This is a genomic window from Streptomyces sp. NPDC096046 (genome assembly GCF_040303285.1).
GTDB lineage: Bacteria > Actinomycetota > Actinomycetes > Streptomycetales > Streptomycetaceae > Streptomyces.
The window spans coordinates 80,760-100,135 of the sequence record NZ_JBEOSZ010000004.1; the positions used below are offsets into that span (position 1 = coordinate 80,760).

General features: G+C 69.5%; 20 protein-coding genes and 3 pseudogenes. 10 read left to right on the forward strand and 13 right to left on the reverse strand.

Annotation, left to right across the window (positions count from 1 at the left end; all coding sequences use genetic code 11):
* Positions 1-88 precede the first annotated feature (88 nt).
* Entirely contained in the window at positions 89-583 is a 495-nt protein-coding gene (locus ABTX62_RS05380; protein ID WP_352114925.1) for a hypothetical protein, read from the forward strand.
* A gap of 67 nt (positions 584-650) precedes the next feature.
* Here ABTX62_RS05380 and ABTX62_RS05385 read toward each other — a convergent pair whose 3' ends face one another.
* A complete protein-coding gene (locus tag ABTX62_RS05385; RefSeq protein WP_352114926.1) occupies positions 651-2,345 on the reverse strand; it encodes a hypothetical protein in 1,695 nt (564 codons plus the stop codon).
* A 661-nt stretch (positions 2,346-3,006) separates the two neighbouring features.
* Here ABTX62_RS05385 and ABTX62_RS05390 point away from each other — a divergent pair.
* Both ABTX62_RS05390 and ABTX62_RS05395 read left to right on the forward strand, forming a co-directional pair.
* A complete protein-coding gene (locus ABTX62_RS05390) occupies positions 3,007-3,858 on the forward strand; it encodes a phosphotransferase (protein ID WP_352115040.1) in 852 nt (283 codons plus the stop codon).
* A gap of 274 nt (positions 3,859-4,132) precedes the next feature.
* A complete protein-coding gene (locus ABTX62_RS05395; protein WP_352114927.1) occupies positions 4,133-4,543 on the forward strand; it encodes an MmpS family transport accessory protein in 411 nt (136 codons plus the stop codon).
* Between the two features lie 267 nt (positions 4,544-4,810).
* Here the strand turns inward: ABTX62_RS05395 and ABTX62_RS05400 are convergent, their stop codons facing one another.
* Complete coding sequence (locus ABTX62_RS05400) at positions 4,811-5,359, reverse strand: GNAT family N-acetyltransferase (protein WP_352114928.1); 549 nt, start codon at positions 5,357-5,359, stop codon at positions 4,811-4,813.
* A 270-nt stretch (positions 5,360-5,629) separates the two neighbouring features.
* Positions 5,630-6,370: a dienelactone hydrolase family protein gene (locus ABTX62_RS05405; protein ID WP_352114929.1), complete on the reverse strand. Its 741-nt coding sequence runs from the start codon at positions 6,368-6,370 to the stop codon at positions 5,630-5,632.
* A 96-nt stretch (positions 6,371-6,466) separates the two neighbouring features.
* Here ABTX62_RS05405 and ABTX62_RS05410 point away from each other — a divergent pair, with 96 nt between their 5' ends.
* The gene (locus ABTX62_RS05410) at positions 6,467-6,949 is read left to right on the forward strand and encodes a MarR family winged helix-turn-helix transcriptional regulator (RefSeq protein ID WP_352114930.1); all 483 of its coding nucleotides are present in this window, start codon (positions 6,467-6,469) and stop codon (positions 6,947-6,949) included.
* A 288-nt stretch (positions 6,950-7,237) separates the two neighbouring features.
* Here ABTX62_RS05410 and ABTX62_RS05415 read toward each other — a convergent pair.
* Positions 7,238-8,190 (reverse strand): annotated as a pseudogene (locus tag ABTX62_RS05415) (protein-arginine deiminase family protein); the annotation flags it as partial.
* 31 nt (positions 8,191-8,221) lie between these two features.
* Between ABTX62_RS05415 and ABTX62_RS05420 the strand changes: the two are divergent.
* Positions 8,222-8,422, forward strand: coding sequence for a hypothetical protein (locus ABTX62_RS05420; RefSeq protein WP_352114931.1), 201 nt, complete (start codon positions 8,222-8,224; stop codon positions 8,420-8,422).
* Between the two features lie 271 nt (positions 8,423-8,693).
* On the opposite strand, the gene ABTX62_RS05425 is transcribed toward ABTX62_RS05420, so the two are convergent.
* A complete protein-coding gene (locus tag ABTX62_RS05425; RefSeq protein ID WP_283970674.1) occupies positions 8,694-9,116 on the reverse strand; it encodes a DUF350 domain-containing protein in 423 nt (140 codons plus the stop codon).
* Between the two features lie 217 nt (positions 9,117-9,333).
* On the opposite strand from ABTX62_RS05425, the gene ABTX62_RS05430 reads away from it, so the two are divergent.
* A complete protein-coding gene (locus tag ABTX62_RS05430) occupies positions 9,334-10,035 on the forward strand; it encodes a 2-phosphosulfolactate phosphatase (protein ID WP_352115041.1) in 702 nt (233 codons plus the stop codon).
* Between the two features lie 154 nt (positions 10,036-10,189).
* Complete coding sequence (locus ABTX62_RS05435) at positions 10,190-11,239, forward strand: enoyl-CoA hydratase/isomerase family protein (RefSeq protein ID WP_352114932.1); 1,050 nt, start codon at positions 10,190-10,192, stop codon at positions 11,237-11,239.
* Between the two features lie 172 nt (positions 11,240-11,411).
* Here the strand turns inward: ABTX62_RS05435 and ABTX62_RS05440 are convergent, their stop codons facing one another.
* Complete coding sequence (locus ABTX62_RS05440) at positions 11,412-12,452, reverse strand: vWA domain-containing protein (protein WP_352114933.1); 1,041 nt, start codon at positions 12,450-12,452, stop codon at positions 11,412-11,414.
* A 141-nt stretch (positions 12,453-12,593) separates the two neighbouring features.
* A complete protein-coding gene (locus ABTX62_RS05445; protein WP_352114934.1) occupies positions 12,594-12,965 on the reverse strand; it encodes a hypothetical protein in 372 nt (123 codons plus the stop codon).
* A 218-nt stretch (positions 12,966-13,183) separates the two neighbouring features.
* Between ABTX62_RS05445 and ABTX62_RS05450 the strand changes: the two genes are divergently transcribed.
* Together ABTX62_RS05450 and ABTX62_RS05455 are read left to right on the forward strand one after the other, a co-directional pair.
* Positions 13,184-13,519, forward strand: a complete 336-nt coding sequence (locus tag ABTX62_RS05450; protein ID WP_352114935.1) for an ArsR/SmtB family transcription factor — start codon at positions 13,184-13,186, stop codon at positions 13,517-13,519.
* The gene (locus ABTX62_RS05455) at positions 13,510-14,238 is read left to right on the forward strand and encodes a cation efflux transmembrane domain-containing protein (protein ID WP_352114936.1); all 729 of its coding nucleotides are present in this window, start codon (positions 13,510-13,512) and stop codon (positions 14,236-14,238) included. Before ABTX62_RS05450 ends, ABTX62_RS05455 begins: the two co-directional genes overlap by 10 nt.
* Before the next feature lie 280 nt (positions 14,239-14,518).
* On the opposite strand, the gene ABTX62_RS05460 is transcribed toward ABTX62_RS05455, so the two are convergent.
* The 5 genes and pseudogenes from ABTX62_RS05460 to ABTX62_RS05480 form a co-directional block, all read right to left on the reverse strand.
* Complete coding sequence (locus ABTX62_RS05460) at positions 14,519-15,670, reverse strand: S1 family peptidase (RefSeq protein ID WP_352114937.1); 1,152 nt, start codon at positions 15,668-15,670, stop codon at positions 14,519-14,521.
* 248 nt (positions 15,671-15,918) lie between these two features.
* Positions 15,919-16,287, reverse strand: a complete 369-nt coding sequence (locus tag ABTX62_RS05465) for an Imm21 family immunity protein (RefSeq protein ID WP_352114938.1) — start codon at positions 16,285-16,287, stop codon at positions 15,919-15,921.
* Between the two features lies 1 nt (position 16,288).
* Positions 16,289-16,444, reverse strand: a pseudogene (locus tag ABTX62_RS05470) (Imm21 family immunity protein); the annotation flags it as partial.
* Positions 16,445-16,634: 190 nt separating this feature from the next.
* Complete coding sequence (locus tag ABTX62_RS05475; protein ID WP_352115043.1) at positions 16,635-16,790, reverse strand: hypothetical protein; 156 nt, start codon at positions 16,788-16,790, stop codon at positions 16,635-16,637.
* Between the two features lie 37 nt (positions 16,791-16,827).
* Positions 16,828-16,965 (reverse strand): annotated as a pseudogene (locus tag ABTX62_RS05480) (peptidase inhibitor family I36 protein); the annotation flags it as partial.
* 265 nt (positions 16,966-17,230) lie between these two features.
* Here ABTX62_RS05480 and ABTX62_RS05485 point away from each other — a divergent pair.
* A complete protein-coding gene (locus tag ABTX62_RS05485) occupies positions 17,231-17,398 on the forward strand; it encodes a hypothetical protein (RefSeq protein WP_283970683.1) in 168 nt (55 codons plus the stop codon).
* A 472-nt stretch (positions 17,399-17,870) separates the two neighbouring features.
* Here the strand turns inward: ABTX62_RS05485 and ABTX62_RS05490 are convergent, their stop codons facing one another.
* Complete coding sequence (locus ABTX62_RS05490) at positions 17,871-19,196, reverse strand: PQQ-binding-like beta-propeller repeat protein (protein WP_352114939.1); 1,326 nt, start codon at positions 19,194-19,196, stop codon at positions 17,871-17,873.
* Between the last annotated feature and the right edge of the window lie 180 nt (positions 19,197-19,376).

Consider the following 19,376-nt stretch of genomic DNA (forward strand, 5'->3'; position numbering starts at 1 on the left):
TCGCCAGGCAATCGCCCTCATTCGGGCGTCGCAGGCCGCCGCGGCCCAGCAGTACACACTGATCGCTCCCTCGGGGGAACGTCCGACCGTGCAGCGACCGGATCACCGCCCCGTCCTGGAGGCCCAGCCCGTGACATCGTCCCCCGGCCCCGACAGCCGTACCGAGCTGACGCCCACGGAGTGGCACACGGTCCGCGAGTTCCTCGGGTGTGACTGCACCGATCCGGACCCGGCCGCCTGCACCGGCTCACCGCTCGACACCCCCCGCGCCGGTCCGTGCGCACCGGCGCCCATGCACCGCCGGTGCCCTTGCCACCACACGCGCACGGCGACGGAACACTACGAGATCCGTGCGGCCGTCAAGGCGCGCGGGAACGACGCCACGAAGGTGCTGCGCGACTTCGGCGCGGCTGCCGAGCGATCACCCCATCCCGACGGCGCGGTGTGGGCGGAGGCTCTCCGGTGGGCGGTCGCCCGTTTGACGGGCGGACACTCGAGCCTCCACGCCGACGAGACGTTCGAGAAGCGGTTCGGCGTTCACCCCTACCGCTCGGCGTGGGCGCAGCCCGACCGTCCGTACTGACATGCTCGACCGCCCCGCCGACTGTTCCCCCCTTCTCTTTCTGGTCCTCCTGGACAGGATCGAGGTGTCAGCCGTCGAGCCAGTCACCCGCGAGGTCCGCGGGACGGTACCCCGTGGCGTTCCAGAGGAAGTGCGGGTGGGCGCAGCCGAACATGTAGGCGAGGAGTGTGGTGTCCTCCCTGCCGGTCCGAGCGTCGTGCAGGGTGTGGAACATCTCGGATCCGACTGCGCCGGCGTCTTGCTGGATCTGACGAGCGCGGTCCTCGGAGGCCGCGGCGCTGGATGCCTCCACGGCGGCTATGTAGGTGCGCCGCAGGATTTCCCAGGTGCTGTCGGTGTTGCCGCGCCAGGGGCCGTGCAGTGCTTCGAAGGCATGGAGCTCGGCGTCGAAGAGCGGCCAGGTCCGGGGGTACTGGGCTCGGCAGCGCGCGGACAGCTCGGCGGTCCGCGCGCTCAGTGCCGGTGCGGTGGGCCGCGGGGCGAGGGTGAGAGTGGTGCCATGGGTGAGGATGCCCGTGCACGCGTTGGGCCGCAGGTCGCAGAGCGGGCACGCCTCGGCCGGGGGGAGTCCCTGGGTGATGCCGTCGAACCACAGGGCGTGGCGGCCCGTGAGTCCCATCCAGACGATGGTCGTGGTCATCAACCACGTGTTCCACATCGGGTCATGCGCCTCCGGCGTGCAGCCGTACTTGACGAGGGCGATGGCGCAGGCGGCGTAGAAGGCCTTGGTGTGGGCGGGCATGTCGGCGAGCCAGAAGTTGCTGATCTCGCCGGTGAGGGCGTCGACTCGTACATCGGCCATGTCATCGATGACGCGGCACAGCAGCAGGGACGCGAGGTGTTCCTCCTGCCAGAGCTCGGTGTCGGGCGAGACGTGCCAGAACAGGCAGTCCAGCATCTGGAGGATCGAGTAGGTGCTCTGGCTGAGCGGGTTGGTCTGGGGGAGTACGACGCTGCCCGCGTGGTGCTGTTGGAGCCAGTACTCGTCGACGGATCGCTTGTGGGCCGCGAAGAGTCCGCAGACCAGGGCCCGTGCGCTGTTGGTGCTGAAGCGCTCGGCCAGGCGTCCTTCCACGAGTTGGGTGAGGTGCGTGGTGTCGATCGTCTCGATCACGCGTTTGTATTCGTGAAAGACGAGGATGTCGTCCTCGAAGCGGTGACGGTGGCCGAGGTCCCGTTCGAGGTCGTTCATCTGCCGGGTCCAGGACCATCCGCCGGTCAGGACGCTGTCGAGTTCCCGGCGATAGGGCCAGGTCTTGACGGTGAGGGGACGGCCGGCGCTCTGCCGCCAACCGTAGTCATCCAGGGTGCGCGCGGGAGCCGTGGGGAGCCGACGGCACAGCGGGCAGGCGCAGTCGGCTGCCTGCTCCTCGCGCGGCGGGGTGAGCGCCCGGCTTCTCCAGGCCTCTTCCAGCATCCTGCTCGTCAGTCGGCAGACCTCGACATCGGTGCTGACCTGGGGGAACGCTTCCTCGATCATGCGCAGACCGGCGTCGAGCCGTTTCAGTCTGGCCTCGCCCTCCTCGTCGGGCGGGAGGAACGCGCGCGGCGTCAGACGGAGGGCCCCCTCCACGTGCAGCGTGGTGCCGGACTGCGGAGGTCCGAGTTCGCCCTGCCGTTGCTGAACGGCGTTCTGGCACCTTCGGTGCTGCTCGGTGCTCCCCTTGACGCGTTTCGCCAAAAGGTGGGCCAGGGCGTTTCCGGCCTCCCCGGGCTGCAGCCGGGCGCTGGGCTGCGCCGGGACCACGCTGTCGGTGGGCACCTTCAGACCAGCACCTTCGACTCGAGATTTCACACCGGTCTCCCTTCAAGCTGTGGTCCTGCCAACGGATCGGTCGACCGTGGTGGTTGGCCGAACGGATCGGGAATCTGCTGTGCCGTCCGCGGACGGACCGCGCCCGACAGCCGGGCTCTTGCGACCGGTTCCGGTCCCTATGGCACGACCGCGAGGGGCACGACTGCCGCGGCGACGGCTGGGGAAGTGAATCGGGTCGCCCCTACCGGGCAGCACGCGGGGTCCGTCAGATGCGCTGCCGCTCCAGGAAGACCAGGACGTGCGCTGACAGGAGGATCGACGAGGCGTCGAACCTGACGTCCTGAGGCATACGCTTCCTTTCGGGAGACGGACCGCAGAGTCCCCCGGCCCTGCACACAGGCGGCCGCCGAGGCCGCCCCACGCAATCGAACTGGGCTTCGCAGAACGAAAGTTGAACCGAGAAGCGCTACGAGGCTGCCCAGAGCGTAAATGATCTACACCGTGATACGACCGTGATCTGGGTTACTGCTCAAGCCTGATGAGCTGCGTATACTCGCGCGCCCTCACGCACGTGAGGGCGACCATGCCCTCGCGATCAGGCGGCCGGATCCCCGGAGCCCGTGTGTCCTGGGTGCAGGCGCTCATGGCCGAGAGGGGTGGGGCGACGATGCAGGGGTCAGATGTCCGGCGGGCGGTGGCTGCGGCCATGTCGATCGCCTCTTCACTCGACCTGACAGTCCATGACACGGTCGTTCTTCATGACTCGAACAAGCTCACTCTGCGTCTGCTGCCGTGTGACGTCGTGGCCCGGGTGGCACCTGTGGCGCAGCAGGTCGCGCAGTTCGAAGTCGAGCTTGCTCAGCGGCTCGCTGAAACCGGGTGCCCTGTGGCCGCCCTCGCGCCCCGAGTGAAGCCGCGGGTTCACGAGCGTGATGGCTTCGTGGTCACGCTGTGGACCTACTACGAGCCCGTCGGGGTCCGTGAGGTCTCACCGGCCGACTACGCCGGGGCGCTGGAGCGGCTGCATGCCGGCATGCGTCCACTCGACGTCCCCGTGCCGCGCTTCACGGATCGAGTGGAGCAGGCGCAGCGGCTCGTGGCGAACCGCTGCCGGACTCCTGCGCTCGCCGACGAGGACCGGCAGTTGCTCGGTGACACCTTGCGAAGCCTGAAACGAAGCACCGGCGAGCGCGGCGGCGCGGAGCAGTCGCTGCACGGCGAGCCGCACCCTGGAAACCTGCTCACCACGGCAGGCGGGCCGCTGTTCGTCGACCTTGAGACGATATGCCGCGGGCCCGTCGAATTCGACCTCGCGCACGCGCCCGAGGAAGTCGGTGCGCACCACCCGGGTGTCGACCGGAACCTGCTGCGCGAGTGCCGCATCCTCGTACTGGCGATGATCACGACGTGGCGCTGGGATCGAGACGATGAGTTCCCGGACGGGCGTCGACTGGGCACGGAGTGGCTCAGCCGGATTCGAGCAGCACTCGATGGCAACGGCCTGGACGGCCGTGACTGATGGCAGTCCCCGCGGCTCGTCCCCCGGCGCCGTAGAGCAGTCCGAGGCGACGAGCGGTAGAACTCTGCGAGTCCTCGCATGTCCGTGCTGTCGAGCACCACCTGATGCGTGCTCGGCGATCTCGGCTCACCCGTGCCGATCACCTCCGGCGGAAAGAGCGCCCGGCGAGTGGATTCACAACGGTTCGTCCTCCTCGTGGCCGCCCGGAAGTTGACCGTGCTTTCCCTTTGCGCTTGGCTACGGCTCTGACCTTTCATGATCCGGGGGGATCCATATGAGCAGCATGGTCCGTGCAGCCGTCCATACCGTGGCTGTCACCTGTCTCGCACTCGGCCTCAGCTCCTGTTCCGAGGCGGTCGACCAGGTCGACAAGGCAGTGGACACAACGTACGAGGTCACCTACGAGGTCACGGGGAAGAACATCGACTCGATCGACTTCCACGGCGGCGGCGGCAAGGCCATGGAGCCGAAGGCCGATTCGGTGTCCAAGCCGAAGCTGCCCTGGAAGAAGACGGTCACCCTGCGGGGCATCATGCCTGCGGCCGTCATGCCGGTCGCCGCGGACCCCGAGGGTTCTCAGGTGACCTGCAAGATCGTCTACGAGGGCAAAGTGCTCGATGAACAGAGCGCCAAGGGCCTCGTGAGTGCAGGCGGTTGCACCGCGGCGTCTCCGATCACGGAGTAGCCGGAGTCATGACCGGCCACTGCTGCGAGGCGGTGGCCGGCCGCGTGAGCGTCCGCTGCGAGCAGCACGACGACCGGACGGCGGGCACCGCGGCCCGGAGGGGGCGTTCACATCACGCCCCGGGCGCTTGCCCCGGGCGTTCCACTCCGCCCCGGGCGCTTGCCCCGGGCGTTCCACTCCGCCCCGGGCGCTTACCTCGGGCGCTTCACTCCGCCCCGGACGCTCCACTCCGCCCACCGCGATGCCACACGGAGTGCGACGGCTCGCTCAGCCGGAGGGAGCGATCGAGGGCCACACGCCGAACCACTGCTCGGCGCCGAACTCCTCGAAGCGCTCCACCTCGGTGAACCCGAGCTTGCCCGCGAGGCGCAGGGAGCGGACATTGGCGGTCTGGGTGCAGAGCACCACCGGCTCGCCGGGACATGCGTCGGCGAACCAGTCGAGCGCGGCCGCGCACGCCTCGGCGGCGTACCCGCGCCCCCACGCCTGCGGCAGGAACGTGTAGCCGAGTTCGGCCTCCCCGCCATCCGGACGGATGTGACCCGGACGTTCTGCGTCACGTCGATCCAGTGTGACCATGCCGATCATCGCTCCGTCGAGATCGATCACGAAGAGGCCAGGGCGCCGCCCGGGTATCTCGGGCAGCGCGTGTTCGAGTGCGTCACGCGGTCGAGGGCCGCCGAGGTACGTGTGCACCTCCGGCGAGGAGAACAGCTCGATGAACGCCGCCCGGTCCCGCGCCTCGGACTCGCGGAGTACGAGCCGCTCGGTCTTCACGGGGGCGGGTGGCCAGGCCAGGGGCCCCAGTACCGTCATGGCGGGGAACCTATCGCAGGCCGTGCGAGCGATTCCGTGATGCTGTCAGTGTCCTGGAGTGAACAGCAGTTCCTGGGGCGCTGTGCTGGAGTGAGGCCGGCTGGCCTGACCTGCGCGGTATCCGTGGTGCCGTGGCTGTCGACTGTTCGGATGCCTTGAGCCGGCTCGGTTCCGGAGTGAGGTCACCGGCTGTCCGCTGCATCGGCAGGACGCACCGGGCGACCGGGAGGTTCAGGTGATGCTCCAGGAGGGCACTGTGCTGCAGGAGGGTCAACCGCCGGCCAGGGTGCGATCGAGGAGCGGAAGCAGGCGGTCCCAATGACGTTGCAGCGCGGAGGGGTTGAAGGCATCGGTGTCGGACATGGTGAAGCCGTGGACGGTGCCGGGGTAGATCTCGGAGGTGTGGTCGACACCCGCGGCGTCCAGCGCATGATTGAGCTCGCCCAGGGTCTCGGGCGTCATGTCGGTTTCGGCGTGGCCGAGATGGACCCGGGCGGTCAGCTGGGAAAGGTGCAGGCTGTCGGGACCGTCGACGATCACGGGGCCGTGGAACGAGGCGACGGCGGCCACCAGGCCGGGGTGGGCGGCGGCGGTCCGCATCGCCAGGAGGCCGCCGATGCAGTAGCCGGTCACCGCGACCGGTCCGGCACTGACCTCGGGCTGGGCGGTGAGGAAGTCGAGGTAGGCGTCGGCGTCACGCAGGACGCGTTCGGTCGTGTGCTCCTGGATCAAGGGCATCAGCCGGGCCATGATCGCGGGCCGGGCCTCTTCTCCGATGTGCTCCGGAAGTGTGATCACCGGAGCGGGGCCGTGACGGTAGAAGAGATGGGGGACGAGCACGTAGTACCCGTGCCCGGCGAGTTCGCCCGCCATCTCCCGCAGCACCGGCCGGATGCCGAAACCGTCCGTGTACATCAGCACCCCCGGGTGCCGCCCGCCGTGGTCGGGGAGGACGGCGAAGGCGTCGGCCAGGCCGTCCTCGCTGGGGATCCGCAGCGTCTTTACCGGCACATTCTTCCTCACCTGGGCTCGGGCGGTGTCGCGCTAACGTTTTCGGTCCGTGTGAACGTATATCGTTAGTCTGACTAACGCAAAGGGGGTGGAGTCATGATCGGAGCCGAAACAGCGGGCCTGCCCGACGAAGGGGGAGTTGGAACGCCTGACCGACTGCGTCGGCAGGCGAGTCGGCTGCTGTCTCAACTCACCATGCGGTCGGACCGACTGGTCACCGAAGGACTGGCCCGAGTCGACGCCCGTAAGTGGCACTACGCCGTTCTGGCCTCACTGGAGGAGTACGGACCGGCCAGCCAGGCGGAGCTGAGCAGGCGTTCCGGGATCTTCCGCAGCGACATGGTCGGCGTGTTGAACGAACTGGCCGGGCGTGACCTCGTCGAGCGGATCCCCGATCCCGGCGACCGGCGCCGCAACGTCATCACGATCTCCCCTCGGGGCCGCCACCATCTGCGCCGCCTCGACGAGACCCTGGACGACCTTCACGACACACTGCTCGCACCGCTGAACCCCGCCGAGCGCGACCAGTTCATGCGGATGCTCACACGCTTGCTGGACCACCACACGCGGACTCCTTGAACCGCGGGAGCGCCGAATGCCGGCGCGGTCAGATGGGGGTTGACACGGCCGGGCTGACGTGGTGGATGGCCGTCGGCGAGGCGAGCAGGCGCAGGCCCTCTTCCGAGGGCGAGCCGGATCCGGTCGCGCTGTGGCCTGGAAGTCAGCCGTCTTGCAGTGGGCGCCCTGTACAAGCCGGACAGCACTCGGCTTGGCCTCGGAGGCGAGCCTCCGAGGCGTACGCCTGGTGGCAGGGAGCATGCCCGCTGCCGCGCCCATCGGCCGATGGTGGCCCGGCCGGGGGCGCCTCTACGCCCTGTCGCGGCCCACGACCGGCTGTCGCCACCATGCGGCGCTCGCGTCGCGCAAGGTGTTGGTGCCGCAGTGCACTTCGCCCATTCCGAGGTGGTACGTGTACCAGGCGTCGATGTACGACACCGTCATGCCGACCCGCTGGTAAGCGGCGGTCACGGCTTCCGTGAAGATGTCCTTGCCGCCGATGACGGGCCCCCACTGGCCTGGGGCCAGGTAGCGGTCGCGTCCGAGGAGCACGCCGTTGACCGCGCCCGGAACGTATGCGTTGGTCGTCACCGTTGTCGGAGCCGCCGCACGCGAGGCGGCCGGGTTCTCGGCGAGCCATTTCTGCTGGCCGTGTTCACCGAGGCTGTCCACGAGGCCGGAGCCGGCGCCCATGCGCGTCAGGCGCGGAACGGGAACCTCTCGTCCGTCGGCGGTCAGGGCCTCCGAGTCACGGGCGTACAGCGCGGGCACCCGCACGATCTCCGCGTCGGTGACCCCCGTCTCGCGTGTGAGGATCTCCAGGTTGGCCGCGATGCGCCGCGCGGCCATCTCGTTGTCGGCCACCAGATGACGGGAGGCGAGCGCCTGGTCGATGGTCTCCATGGGGCCGGGGTGTGACTGCGGCCCGGGACGGAGAACGTCTTCGTCGTGCCGTGGCCGTCGCGCTTGGCGTCGCGCAGCAGCCGCAGCCCCGCCTCGGGGTCGGCGACGCCGATGCGCCAGCCGCGCGGGGTGTCGGCGGGCAGGAACTGCACGAACTCGTCGACGGGCCCCACGCTCAGCCGGGAGGTGTCCAGCAGTAGCGGGTCCTGCAAGCCCTGCGATGCGAGCAGCGTCCGCATCACCTTCGACGGACGTGCCCCGCTGTCCTTGCGCTCGCCCATGATGATCCGCCCGGCCGGGAAGGAGCGCCCACCGTGCGTGTAGGGCGGGATGGTCTCCGGGTTGCCCATGGAATTGACTGGCCGTAACTGACCCCCGCCCGTAGGGGACATGCTGACCTGCCGTGCCGGAAGGTCCGATGCCGCCCGTGACTTCGCCCGGCACTTGGACCTCGCCGGCCTGGCACTCCGCGTCGCCGCCCCGCTGCTGGTCGTGGACGGTGACCAGGACGTCATCCCCGGCGTGACGAACGGCGAGTCCCTGACCGCGACTGGCGCCGGTCGGCGGATACCTGTCCGTCCCGCCCGGTGACCACCTCTCGGCAACGCCCGGCTCGACTGGCCGCCGCACCTCAGCGACCACATGGCCCGCACCCTCACGGCGGCACCAGCGTGAAGCGCTTCACCCCGCGTGCGACATGACGCAGCCGTTCCGCTACGTCCGCACGCGCTGCGGGACGGCTGCAGGAGGCCAGCCGGGTCGTTCAGGTCTTGTCGAAAGACCTGCTGAAGCGCCGTCCGCTCGTGCGGGGAGGTCGGACACCCGTAGGCCAGGGGGAGGGCCGTCCGGGCAAGTCGGCGGTTCAGGCGATGGACGCGGAAACGATGGCCGAGACAGCGAGGTTGCAGGAGGCCGTCACCCAGACCGCAGGATGAGGCTCCGCCTCGACCAGCGTGGCACCGAGGCGGCCCGGGGTGACCAGGTCCACCACCCAGAACGCCACCGCCATCATCACCAGTCCCAGAAGGCCGAACGCCGCGGTCGAGACAAGTCCCTTGCCGAAGTCCTCGTAGGTCGTCCAGATGGACGTGAACACGATGCCGCCGATACCGAGCAGCGCGGAGCTGAGGACCGTGGCGGCATTGCGATTGCGCTGCTCCCAGATCTGGCGGCCGAGTTTTCCGGGCGTCAGCACGTCGACCAGGACGATGCCGAGGACCAACAGAACCAGGCCCAGACCGCCGTACGCAGTGGCCCGCCCGAGTCCGTTGACGATGTCGCTCATGGGGTTGCCAACTCCGAAGCTAGGGATCATGACTGATCGCGGTCAAGGAGAGGCAAAATGTAGCGCACACACGCCGCCCGCCGAACGGCGCCCGCCCCTCCGTGGGACGCAACGGCGACAGTCCACATCCCCTGGTGTCTCGGGCGCGGCGGTGGCGCCGAGGGTGATGCGTGTCACGCTCGGGATGTTCGGACCGGACATGGGCGATCATGGCCGGATGGAGGCACGTTTCCTTGGCATCGCCGACCTGCCCGAAGCGCCGCCCGTGGCGGTCGTGGTCGACGTCATGCGTGCTTTCACGGTGGCTGCCTGGGTCTTCGCCCGAGGGGCGGAGAAGATCGTTCTTGCCGAGTCGCTGGACGAAGCCCTGGCGCTGAAGGCTCGCCACCCGGAGTGGGTGACGCTCAAGGACGGGCCGCCAGCGCCCGGCTTCGACAGGGTCCACTCGCCGGGCCTGTTGCGCTCGGCCGACCTCGACGGACGGACCGTTGTCCAGAAGACCACAGCAGGGACGGTCGGCGCCCTGGCGGTCAAGGAGGCGTCGCTGGTGCTGTGCGCCGGCTTCGTGGTGGCGGAGGCGACGGCCGTGCTCCTGCGGGCTCGTGCGTGCGACCGTGTCACGTTCGTGGTCACCGGTGAGGGCGGACAGGCCGATGAAGACCTGGCGTGCGCTCAATACATCGCGAGGAGGGCCACCGGGGCCGACATGGATGCGGCCGAGTTCCTCCGCCGCGCCGGCGACTCGCGTGCCGCCGCCGAGCTCGCGGAGGGGGTGCGTCAGGGGGTGCATCCCGATGACATCGCACTCTGTCTTGAGCTGGACCGCTTCCCCTTTGCCATGGTGGCGACCCTGGAGGACTCGCTCATGGTCCTCCGCCCGTGTGCCGTGCCTTCGCCGACCGACGAGCCTTCGGCCTGATCGCACTGGCGGCCAGGAAGGTCTCAACGCATCGTAGGGTGCGCGTGGCAAGGTGGTTCGGCCCCGGTGCGGCGGACGCCGTACCCCACCCGAGAGGAAAGGATCGACAAGACATGCGCGTCATCGTGGCCCACGGCCCGGGGGAGGCCCTTCGATGAGCGGAGCCGAGGAACGGGAACCCGTCCTCTTCCGCATCAGCGGGCGCGCCGCCCACATCACGCTCAACCGGCCTCGGGCCCTGAACGCCCTCACCCACACCATGGTCCGCCGTATCGACGAGGTGCTGACCGCGTGGGAGCGGGACCCGGCCGTGAAGACCGTCGTCCTCACGGGCGCGGGAGAGCGCGGCCTGTGTGCCGGCGGTGACATCCGTGCCATCCACGACGACGCCCGCGACGGTGACGGCTCTGCCTCCGCCTTGTTCTGGCGCGACGAGTACCGCCTCAACGCCCGTATCGCCCGCTGTCCCAAGCCGTACGTCGCCGTGATGGACGGCATCGTCATGGGTGGCGGAGTCGGCCTGTCGGCGCACGGCAGCGTCCGTGTCGTCACCGAGCGGTCCCGGGTCGCCATGCCGGAGACCGGCATCGGTTTCGTGCCGGACGTGGGCGGCACCCATCTGCTCGCCCTGGCCCCCGGGGAGTTGGGCACCCACCTTGCCCTGACGGGCGCTCACATCTCGGCCGCCGACGCGCTGCTGTGCGGGCTCGCCGACCACTACGTGCCGTCGGCCTTGCTGCCGGACCTCCTCGACGCCCTGGCCGACGCGCCGGCAGGGGAGGCCATGGCCGGCCTTGTGCGGACCCCTCCGCCCGGGGTTCTGACCGCCCGGCGTGACTGGATCGACGCCTGCTACTCCGCAGACACCGTAGAGGAGATCGTGCGTCGGCTGCTCGCGCATGGTGACCCCGCCGCCAAAGAGGCCGCGGAGACCCTGCTCGCCAAGTCGCCGACCGCCCTCAAGGTCACCCTCGCCTCCCTGCGCCGTGCCCGGAAACTCGGCGCGCTGGTGCCGGTCCTGAACCAGGAATACCGCGTCTCTTGCGCCGCCCTGGCCACACCCGACCTGGTGGAGGGAATCCGGGCCCAGGTCATCGACAAAGACCGCAGGCCGCGGTGGTCACCGAAAACCCTCACCGAGGTCACCGAGGCCGAGGTCGAGCGCTTCTTCGCCCCACTCGGCGATCGCGAACTCGGCCTGTAGGCGGACGGACACTCAAGGGAAGTCCGGCTCGGCCTCGAAAGCCCCGCGGTACGCGTTGCGGGAATGAACTCACGGGCTTCTGAATTGGCCGACAGCGGTAAGCGGTAAGGATGGCGGGGTGCCGGAGTGGCGACGCTCCGACACCCGGCACCCCCACCTGCTTCCGGAATGGTCAGAGCATGAGCAGCAGCCGCGTGTTCGGTATGAGCTTCCGATTGACGCTGGTGCTCTGCACGAAGATGGTGAAGTGGTCGTTGTGGTCCGGCTTGACGCGGACTTCCGTAGCGGGCAGTCCGAGCAGGGTTCGGGCCGCGGGCCCCGTGAACACGCGGTCCGTCTTCTTCTCCAGCACCGCGATCTGCTTCTGCGCCTGGATCTTCTCCGACTTGCTCAGTTGGTAGAACGCCTTACCGGTCTGGTAGGTGTGCCCGCACTCGGTCACCCATTCCCTGATCGCCGCGTCGCGGGCCACGGGGATCAGCTGGTACTTCGACGGGTCGACCGGGGTGAGGCCGGCAGCCCTGATGGTGTCTTCGTTGACGGCTTCCGCGCCGGTGGAGAACACCGCTCGCGATCCCCGGATGCCCTGGGTGCGGCCCATCATGAAGTTCTCGGTGGCCTGCCGGATGACCTGCCCGGCCTCCTCCAGGCCCTGTGTGCTGGTGGCGTCCCATATGGCGATGTTGTCCTTGGGGAAACCGCACTGCATGGCCTCGCGCTTGCCCATTTGGTCGGGCACCAGGACGGCCAGCGTCCAGTTGTCCTGCTGTGTCTCGATCATCTGGGCCACGGCCTGGACCAATTGACACGGATCCCCGGTGGGGGAATCCGGGCAGCGGTGGCTCGCGTTCTCCTGCCCGTCGGTCAGAACGAACGTCAGAAAGCTGTGGTCGCCGTACAGTTGGGCCGTTTGAGCCAGCTCGCTCTGTGACTTGAGGGCGGCTGCCAGGAGGGCCGTCATTCCACCGGTCCGGTACAACTGCTTCAGCGACGGCATGCGCAGCACGTCCTTGTCGTAGATGACGCACTCCACCTTGTCGGCGAAGGCGTACACCGTGACGCGGGTTTCCTGATCCAATTCCCTGGAACGGCGGGCGAGATACGCGATCTGCTGGTCGGCGACTTCGACGACCTTGCGGCTCAGGTGCGACATGGATGAGCTGGCATCCAGCACTAGAGCGACGTGATTGATGTAATTCTGGCTTCCGGACATCACAGCTCCCCCTTGTTCCGGCTTGATGTCTCCACCTTCTCACCCACCACTGACAATCGATCTTGGCTCGAGGTGGTCCTTCTTGAACGGCACGGTGCGCTCGCCGTGCTCCTCGCCCCAGCGAGCCTGCAGCGTCCGGCGCTACGACAGCAGCATGCGTGTCCACGCCACGGCCAGCAGTGTGCAGACGAGGGTGAACAACCCTTGCACGACTGCGGTGACAGGCATCCTCAGACGGGCGTGCACGAAGGCACCGGCCGCGGCCACGGCCGGAATCCCCCAGATGACGAGCCAGATCAGAACAGGAATGTCGCGGGACTGCGCGGGGCGCGGGGAGTCCGGCGACGGTGCGGTTCCCATGCCGATCACGAAGTGCCATATCGCGCCGACGACCACAATCACGGCGTCCGCTACCGCGAACAGCAGGGCGACGGCGATGTCGGTCAGCCGGGAAGGGCGTTCGCGCCGGGGAGGCGCCGGGGAGTCCTGGTCATCCACGGGCGGTGAGGACATGACCCGACTCCACCACGGAATGGCACGTTCGGCGCCGCCCGGGACCGTGAAGCATCCCGACTGTGACCATCGGGCTGTGAGCATCGGACCCCATGCGGGGCCCGGCGGCACCACCGACCCTGCGCGGGTGCTCGGTACGTCGACGCGTCACCGCGCAGTCAGCCGGAAGCCGACAGTTCAGGTTGTCCTGAATTCAGAAATTCTTGTACTCTCCTGGGGTGCTGACCATCGCCCCGGACGTCGAGGTGCTCACGCGCTTCGGCCGCGCTCTCGCAGACCCCATCCGCTGCCGGCTGTTGCTGGCCCTGCGGAAGGCGGCCGCCTACCCGTCGGACCTCGCCGAGACGCTCGGCGTCTCCCGCACCCGACTGTCGAACCACCTGGCCTGCCTGCGCGACTGCGGCCTGGTCGTCGCCATCCCGGACGGCCGCCGCACGCGCTATGAACTCGCCGACGACCGCATCGCAGATGCCCTGGACCACCTGCGCACCGCCGTGGTGGCCGTGGAAACGGATCGCACCTGCCCCGACGCCGACACGGAGGGATGCTGCTGATGACCGCGCTCTCCCTCGGCCCGAGCCCCGCCCGCCGCGACGCACTCACCCGTCGCATACGGTTGTTGGTCGCCGTTACGATCGCCTACAACGTCATCGAGGCGATCGTCGCCATCACCGCCGGCACGATCGCCTCCTCCACCGCCCTGATCGGCTTCGGGCTCGACTCCGTCATCGAAGTCTCCTCCGCCGCCGCGGTCGCCTGGCAGTTCTCCCCAGCCGACCACGCGGTGCGGGAAGCGCGCGAGCGGCGCACCCTGCGCATCATCGCGGTCTCGTTCCTGGCCCTCGCCGTCTACGTCACCGTCGACGCCGTCAGCGCTCTGACCGGCACCGGCGAAGCCGAACGCTCCATCCCCGGCATCGTCCTCGCCGCCCTCTCCCTGGCGATCATGCCGTTCCTGTCCGCAGCCCAGCGTCGCGCCGGTCGCGAACTCGGTTCCGCCAGCGCGGTCGCCGACTCCAAGCAGACCCTGCTGTGCACCTACCTGTCGGCATTCCTCCTCGTCGGCCTGGTCCTCAACGCCACCCTTGGCTGGTCCTGGGCCGACCCGCTCGCCGCCCTCGTCATCGCCGGCATGGCCGTCAGGGAAGGCCGCGACGCCTGGCAGGGCAAGGGCTGCTGCGTCCCCACCGCGGGCCCGGCGGACGACACCCGAACCGAGTCTCGAGCAGGCGACGCGTGCGGCTGCGGCCCGGGCCGCGCCTGCTGTTCGTGAACATCACGTTGCCGGCCCGCCCCTCCGCGGGCCGTTGCCCCGATACCGGCCGGGTTGTCGCCCGCGGAGCGCCGGGCTGCTGATGTCGGCAGGTGACCGCGCCCGTCGGCCTGTCCGCCGCCGTCATCCGCGTCTGCGCCCTCCTGGCCCGGACGTTGTCCGGCTGTTGGTCGCCGCCCTCCAGCGCGAAGGAGCCTTGAGTTCCGAAGACAAGGCGGGGTCCGAGCGGGCACCGTCGTCCGGTTGCGTCGACGGGCCCGCTCGGTGTGCCGGTGGTCGGTCAGGCTGTGTGCAGCCTCAGCCCGTACCGGTTGAGGATCTCGTTGACGGGCTGGTGCCAGGTCGCGCCGCCGCTGCGGCAGTTGCCCCAGCCACCCGAGGTGACGCCTTGGGCCTGGTCGCCGCTGATGAAGGAGCCGCCCGAGTCACCGGGCTCGGCGCAGACGCTGGTCTTCGTCATCTGGTGGACGGCACCCTGGCTGTAATTCACCGTCTCGTTCTTCGCCAGCACCGTGCCGCAGTGCCAGTGGGTGGTGGAACCGGAACGGCAGACGGACGCACCCACCGGGGCCTCGGCAGAGCCGCGGACGAGCTGGTCGGGGACCGTGCCCCAGCCGAGCACCACCGGTACGGTCCACCAGCCGCTGCCCACGTTCACCCAGGCGTAGTCGTTGCCCGGGAACGACGACCCCTGGAAGTTGCCGATGTAGGACCGGTCCCAGCCGTACACCGCCGCGCTCGGTGAGCCGCAGTGCCCGGCGGTGACGAAGCCTCCGTGCACCGAGAAGCCGATGGAACAGCGCACGTTGCCGGTGTAGTAGGGATCGCCGCCCACGGTGCCGGCGGCGAAGGTGCGCGGTGCGGCGGGGGTCTGTCGCACCGTCACGGGACCGGCCTGGCGGGCTCGGGAGAGGAAGGCCTGGACATCGTTGTCGTCCCGGTGTGACGCGACGATGTTCACGACGACCTTGTTGACCTTCGGATCCACGTGCCAACTCCCGACTCCGGCAGGGGCTCGCAGCGCGTCGAGCCTCTCCTTCGCCGCGTCGAGTCGGCGGGCGTCGTACCGCACGAGCTGAACGGCGGCTCCGCTCGCGCGTACGGCGTCGGCGCGAGCGGCTCGGGTGACGGCGACGGTGAGTTTGCCGCTGTCGGCGTCGAACCAGGAGCCGCCGTAGGCCGAACCGGCGGCACTGCGCGCCTTGCGTTCGACGGCTGTCGCCGCCTTCTCGGCGGTCAGGCGTGCTTCCGCTTCGTCTCGGGTCAGCCCCAGGTCGCGCTGCATCGCGGTCAGGAGCTCGGCGGACGCCGGTGCTTCGGTGGAGCGGGCGGGACCCTCCGCGGCGGAAGCCGGCAGGGCGCTCGCGGTCGCCCAGGAGCCGAGCAGGAGCAGAGCGGACAGGCCGGTGCGCAGGATCGTGGTGCGTCTCAAGGGATGCCCCTTCGTTGTTCCAGCAGAGTGGGGGTGGAACAGCAGAGCTTGAGAGCGCTCTCGGAATATGCGCGGCAGAGCCTAGCCGGTGATCATGGGAAGGTCTAGGCCTATTCTCGGGCCGTGTGCAGTCGGACGACGCAAGCTGGTCCCGTACCCGGCGCCCGAAACGGCGATCGTACGATCACGCCGAACCGTGGCCGTCCGTCAGTGGACGCCTCGTGAACTGCACCCACGCCACGACTGGTTCAGCCATCGACGGGGAGAATCCGAACCAGGCCCACCCGGTTTCGCCCGTCCGTCTTCGTGTGGGTGGCCAGAACTCTGAAGTGGCCGGCGGGCAGCGGCACCGGTGCCTGGGCGGGCATCCCACCGCCGGGATACGCGGTGTCGAGTTCGGACTCTGCTTCGGCGGAATCCATGAGCACGGCTGGACCGTCCGACACCCACGTGCCGCACGTCTCCCAAGCGGTGGCCGGGTCCGCCAGGACGGCCTCGGCTGCGGCCTTCAACCCGATTGCGGAGTCGGCGGCGAGCCACCGAAGGAAAGCCCGGCCGCTCGGGCGGACAGCAGCTGGTGGCCGGCTCGTCCGCCGGCACCAGTGCCTGCGCACCACTCCCGCCCACAGCGATCACACCGGCCAGATCGTCCACCGCGCAGGCCCGGTCGCAGTCGTCAGGAGCGGGGGCTTCTCCCGCCATGACCCCCGTCTCCGTACATCCGCGGCATGCGGCCGACGCGGAGACCGGGATGACGATCGAGGGTCGGCCCATCGACTCCACCCAGACGGGAGAGGCGGGGAGGCGCCCGGTTCGGTGGACGGGGAAGCGCTCATGGTGTCAGTGCCGTTCCCGGCCCGTTGCGGGGGATGCGGCCCGAAGGGAGGGCCGTGACGCAAGCGTTCGGGGAACGGTCGCGGTGACCGTTCCCCGAGCGAGCGACACTGATGGCGGTGGGGCGCAGTCAGCAGCGTCCGCTGCCCACTCCGTCGATCCGGTCGCCGAAGTCACCCTTGTACGCGCGGCGCCAGTCGCCGTTGCGCACCTGACGCGTCTCCTTCGGCGCCCAGTTGATGAAGCAAGGCGTCGGTGGCGGCCACGAACGAGCCGACGTCGTCATGGAGTTGTGGAGGCAGGTCGCGGTAGCCGCTGGCGGCCGTCCATTCCCGGCTCGAGCCGCGGAAGTCCGTTTCACTGAAGAAGCAGACCGAACCGCCGGGACACGGGGGGTGGCGCGGCGGCTGACGCGCTCGTGCTCGGCACGACGAGGGTCGCCAGGGACAGAGCGGCGACAAGGCCCAAGATCACAGTTGCATGCGATTCCTCGAAAGGGGAGAAGGAACGGTCGCGCTGATCCTTCCGGAGGGGCAAGCGAGCCGGCATCGCCCGGCGGAGTGATCCGCGGCCGAGCAGCACTTCGCCAGGGGGCACGAGCCGACCGTGTCCGTCCCCCGTGTACACCGGCCGGGACCCGCGCGGACGGGTCGGCCGGAAGTCTGGTGTCTGCCGGGGCGGAGGCGGGGCATACGGGCTTCACCCCCTTCGAGAGGAGCTCGTTTCATGCTCGGCATAGTCGCGGCGGTGCTGTTCTTCTTCGCGTTCTTGATCAACGCGGCAGAGATCAGCACCAACGATGTGTTCTCTTCGACGAACGTCATGTTGCTGGGTTTGCTGTGCCTGGCTCTGCAGGTGGCCGGTGTCGGCGGCGGCTGGAGCCGCAGACGGTGACCTCGCCCCCGGGCCGGAAGGCCAGTTGAGGGCGTCCGCACAAGGGCCCGCCGGCAAGCTGCCGACGGGCCCTTACCGATCGTTTGAGACTGTGTCGCGGAGTGGCCCGAACTACGCCGTGCCCCCCTTGGGGGCCCGGCCGTGCGACCCGTCCGGATCACGCATCGTCCGTGCCGGCAAGTCCCGCAGGCCCAGCCCGGACCGAGCCGCCGGGCAGCGAAGATGGACCGCTACCTTGCCCGTCAGGACGGACGGCAGGTCTGCCGGAGGAATTGTCAAATCCTGTGGATGGGACTGCTGCAAGCTCCGGGCCACTCCGCTTTGGGCCTGTGACCGCGGTGGATAGGTTCCGTCTACTTCGCACCGTCACTCGCGTCCGTGGGGCGGATGTGCGACGGCCACCCGGCCGGCGCGGCCCTGCCCAGGCCGGTACGCCACCAAGCGGTGCCTGCCGGCCGGTGGTACGGGGCTGTCAGTCTTTGTGCACGGGCCGCAGGGTCACCAGGTCGTTGCCGTCGCAGTAGGTGAGCGGCCCGCCGACGGCTTTATCTGCGTGCCGGAACGCCTGGCAGTCCGATGTGCCCCGCCAGAGGGTATTGCCCCGGTGGTCCAGTAGGAGCAGGCGGTGGCCGTCCTGCCAGAAGCCGTCGGTGACGGACCGCGCCGCGGGGCTCAGCCCGTGGGGCCGGACCAGCTGGTCGGCGCCCGCGTACAGGAGCCGGTCCGGGCGGCCGGGCGCGCGGATGATCTCGTTCATGGTGCCGTAGGTGACCAGGTACTCGCCCGGGGCCAGTCGCCGGGAGGGGCGCAGGGTGCCGAAGTAGGGATCGACGACCAGGGCGCCTTTGGCGTCCGGCAGTACCATGCGGAAGCCGACGATCAGGGGAAGAGTGCGGTCCCAGCGGCATCCGGTGCGCGCGTCGCGCGGGGCCTGAGGCTGGTCCCAGACGAAGCTGTACCGCCAGCCGCGGTCCCCGTCACCGGATTCCACCCCGCTGGCGAGGACGGTGGCGCGGCAGCTGCCCTTGGCCGGTGCGGTGACCATGATGACCCGGTCGTTGTCCTTGATGATTCGATCGACGATGCCGTCGGGCGGCCGCAGCCCCGCCTGCCAGTGAAGCCCGCCGTCGCCCGGGTCAACAGTGCCGACACGGTCGGGGGTGACCAGATAGGGCCCGCATTGGTCCTCACTGCGCCCGTTGGCGGTGGCGAGCGCGTCGGCCTGGCAGACGACCCCTACCGCCCCGGACACTGCGCGCGTCCACCGGAGTACACCGGACCAGGCGTCCCAGCCGGTGAGGCGGCAGGACCTGGGGCGGCAGACCGCCGTCAGTACCACGGAGCTGTTCTCCGACAGGAAAACCTGACTGCCGGGCGGCAAGGCCTGACGCCAGATCAGGAGCCCCCGCTCCGGGTCGAGCCCGGCGATCGCACTCGGCCCCCGGCGGCCGTCCCTGCCGCCGACCAGCACCACCCGGCGACCACCGCCGAGCACGGAGTGCGCCGCGCCGGGCTGGTGCGAGGTCAACGCGAATTCGGCCGGCAATGCCAGCCGCCAGCCCTCGTTCTCTGCGCCATCCAGGCGGACCAGCGTGCGGCCCTGGCCGAGCAGCCCCGCCGCGGGGGCGTTCAGTGCCCAGGTGCCATCGGGGCCCGGCCGCACCGGCAGTGGAACACGCGAGGCCTCCTCGGGCACCGCCTCCCCATCGCCGAACATCGGCGGCGACGGGGCGAAACATCCCGCCACCAGCAGCCCCACCACCACGGCCAGTAGCCCTCGCCGCCACCGATGCCTCATCGCCCCCCCCGGATCCGCCCTTACGGTAGGACGCACGCAAACCTGCTATGTAACCACTCTCCCGCCCCCTTCGTGATGACCTCGTAGCCACGAGGGGGTCGGATCAGCCGTATCCCAGTCGCCACATGCTGCGGCGATCACGTGCGAGCACATCTGATGGCGGCGGTCGGAAGAGGGATT

Excerpts from the sequence above, each read along its gene's own strand:
- ABTX62_RS05390 (WP_352115040.1), top strand. The coding sequence starts at position 3,007 with ATGCAGGGGTCAGATGTCCGGCGGGCGGTGGCTGCGGCCATGTCGATC.
- ABTX62_RS05395 (WP_352114927.1), top strand. The coding sequence starts at position 4,133 with ATGAGCAGCATGGTCCGTGCAGCCGTCCATACCGTGGCTGTCACCTGT.
- ABTX62_RS05400 (WP_352114928.1), bottom strand. The coding sequence starts at position 5,359 with ATGACGGTACTGGGGCCCCTGGCCTGGCCACCCGCCCCCGTGAAGACC.
- ABTX62_RS05410 (WP_352114930.1), top strand. The coding sequence starts at position 6,467 with ATGATCGGAGCCGAAACAGCGGGCCTGCCCGACGAAGGGGGAGTTGGA.
- ABTX62_RS05420 (WP_352114931.1), top strand. The coding sequence starts at position 8,222 with ATGCTGACCTGCCGTGCCGGAAGGTCCGATGCCGCCCGTGACTTCGCC.
- ABTX62_RS05425 (WP_283970674.1), bottom strand. The coding sequence starts at position 9,116 with ATGAGCGACATCGTCAACGGACTCGGGCGGGCCACTGCGTACGGCGGT.
- ABTX62_RS05430 (WP_352115041.1), top strand. The coding sequence starts at position 9,334 with ATGGAGGCACGTTTCCTTGGCATCGCCGACCTGCCCGAAGCGCCGCCC.
- ABTX62_RS05435 (WP_352114932.1), top strand. The coding sequence starts at position 10,190 with ATGAGCGGAGCCGAGGAACGGGAACCCGTCCTCTTCCGCATCAGCGGG.
- ABTX62_RS05440 (WP_352114933.1), bottom strand. The coding sequence starts at position 12,452 with ATGTCCGGAAGCCAGAATTACATCAATCACGTCGCTCTAGTGCTGGAT.
- ABTX62_RS05445 (WP_352114934.1), bottom strand. The coding sequence starts at position 12,965 with ATGTCCTCACCGCCCGTGGATGACCAGGACTCCCCGGCGCCTCCCCGG.
- ABTX62_RS05455 (WP_352114936.1), top strand. The coding sequence starts at position 13,510 with ATGCTGCTGATGACCGCGCTCTCCCTCGGCCCGAGCCCCGCCCGCCGC.
- ABTX62_RS05475 (WP_352115043.1), bottom strand. The coding sequence starts at position 16,790 with ATGACGACGTCGGCTCGTTCGTGGCCGCCACCGACGCCTTGCTTCATC.
- ABTX62_RS05485 (WP_283970683.1), top strand. The coding sequence starts at position 17,231 with ATGCTCGGCATAGTCGCGGCGGTGCTGTTCTTCTTCGCGTTCTTGATC.
- ABTX62_RS05490 (WP_352114939.1), bottom strand. The coding sequence starts at position 19,196 with ATGAGGCATCGGTGGCGGCGAGGGCTACTGGCCGTGGTGGTGGGGCTG.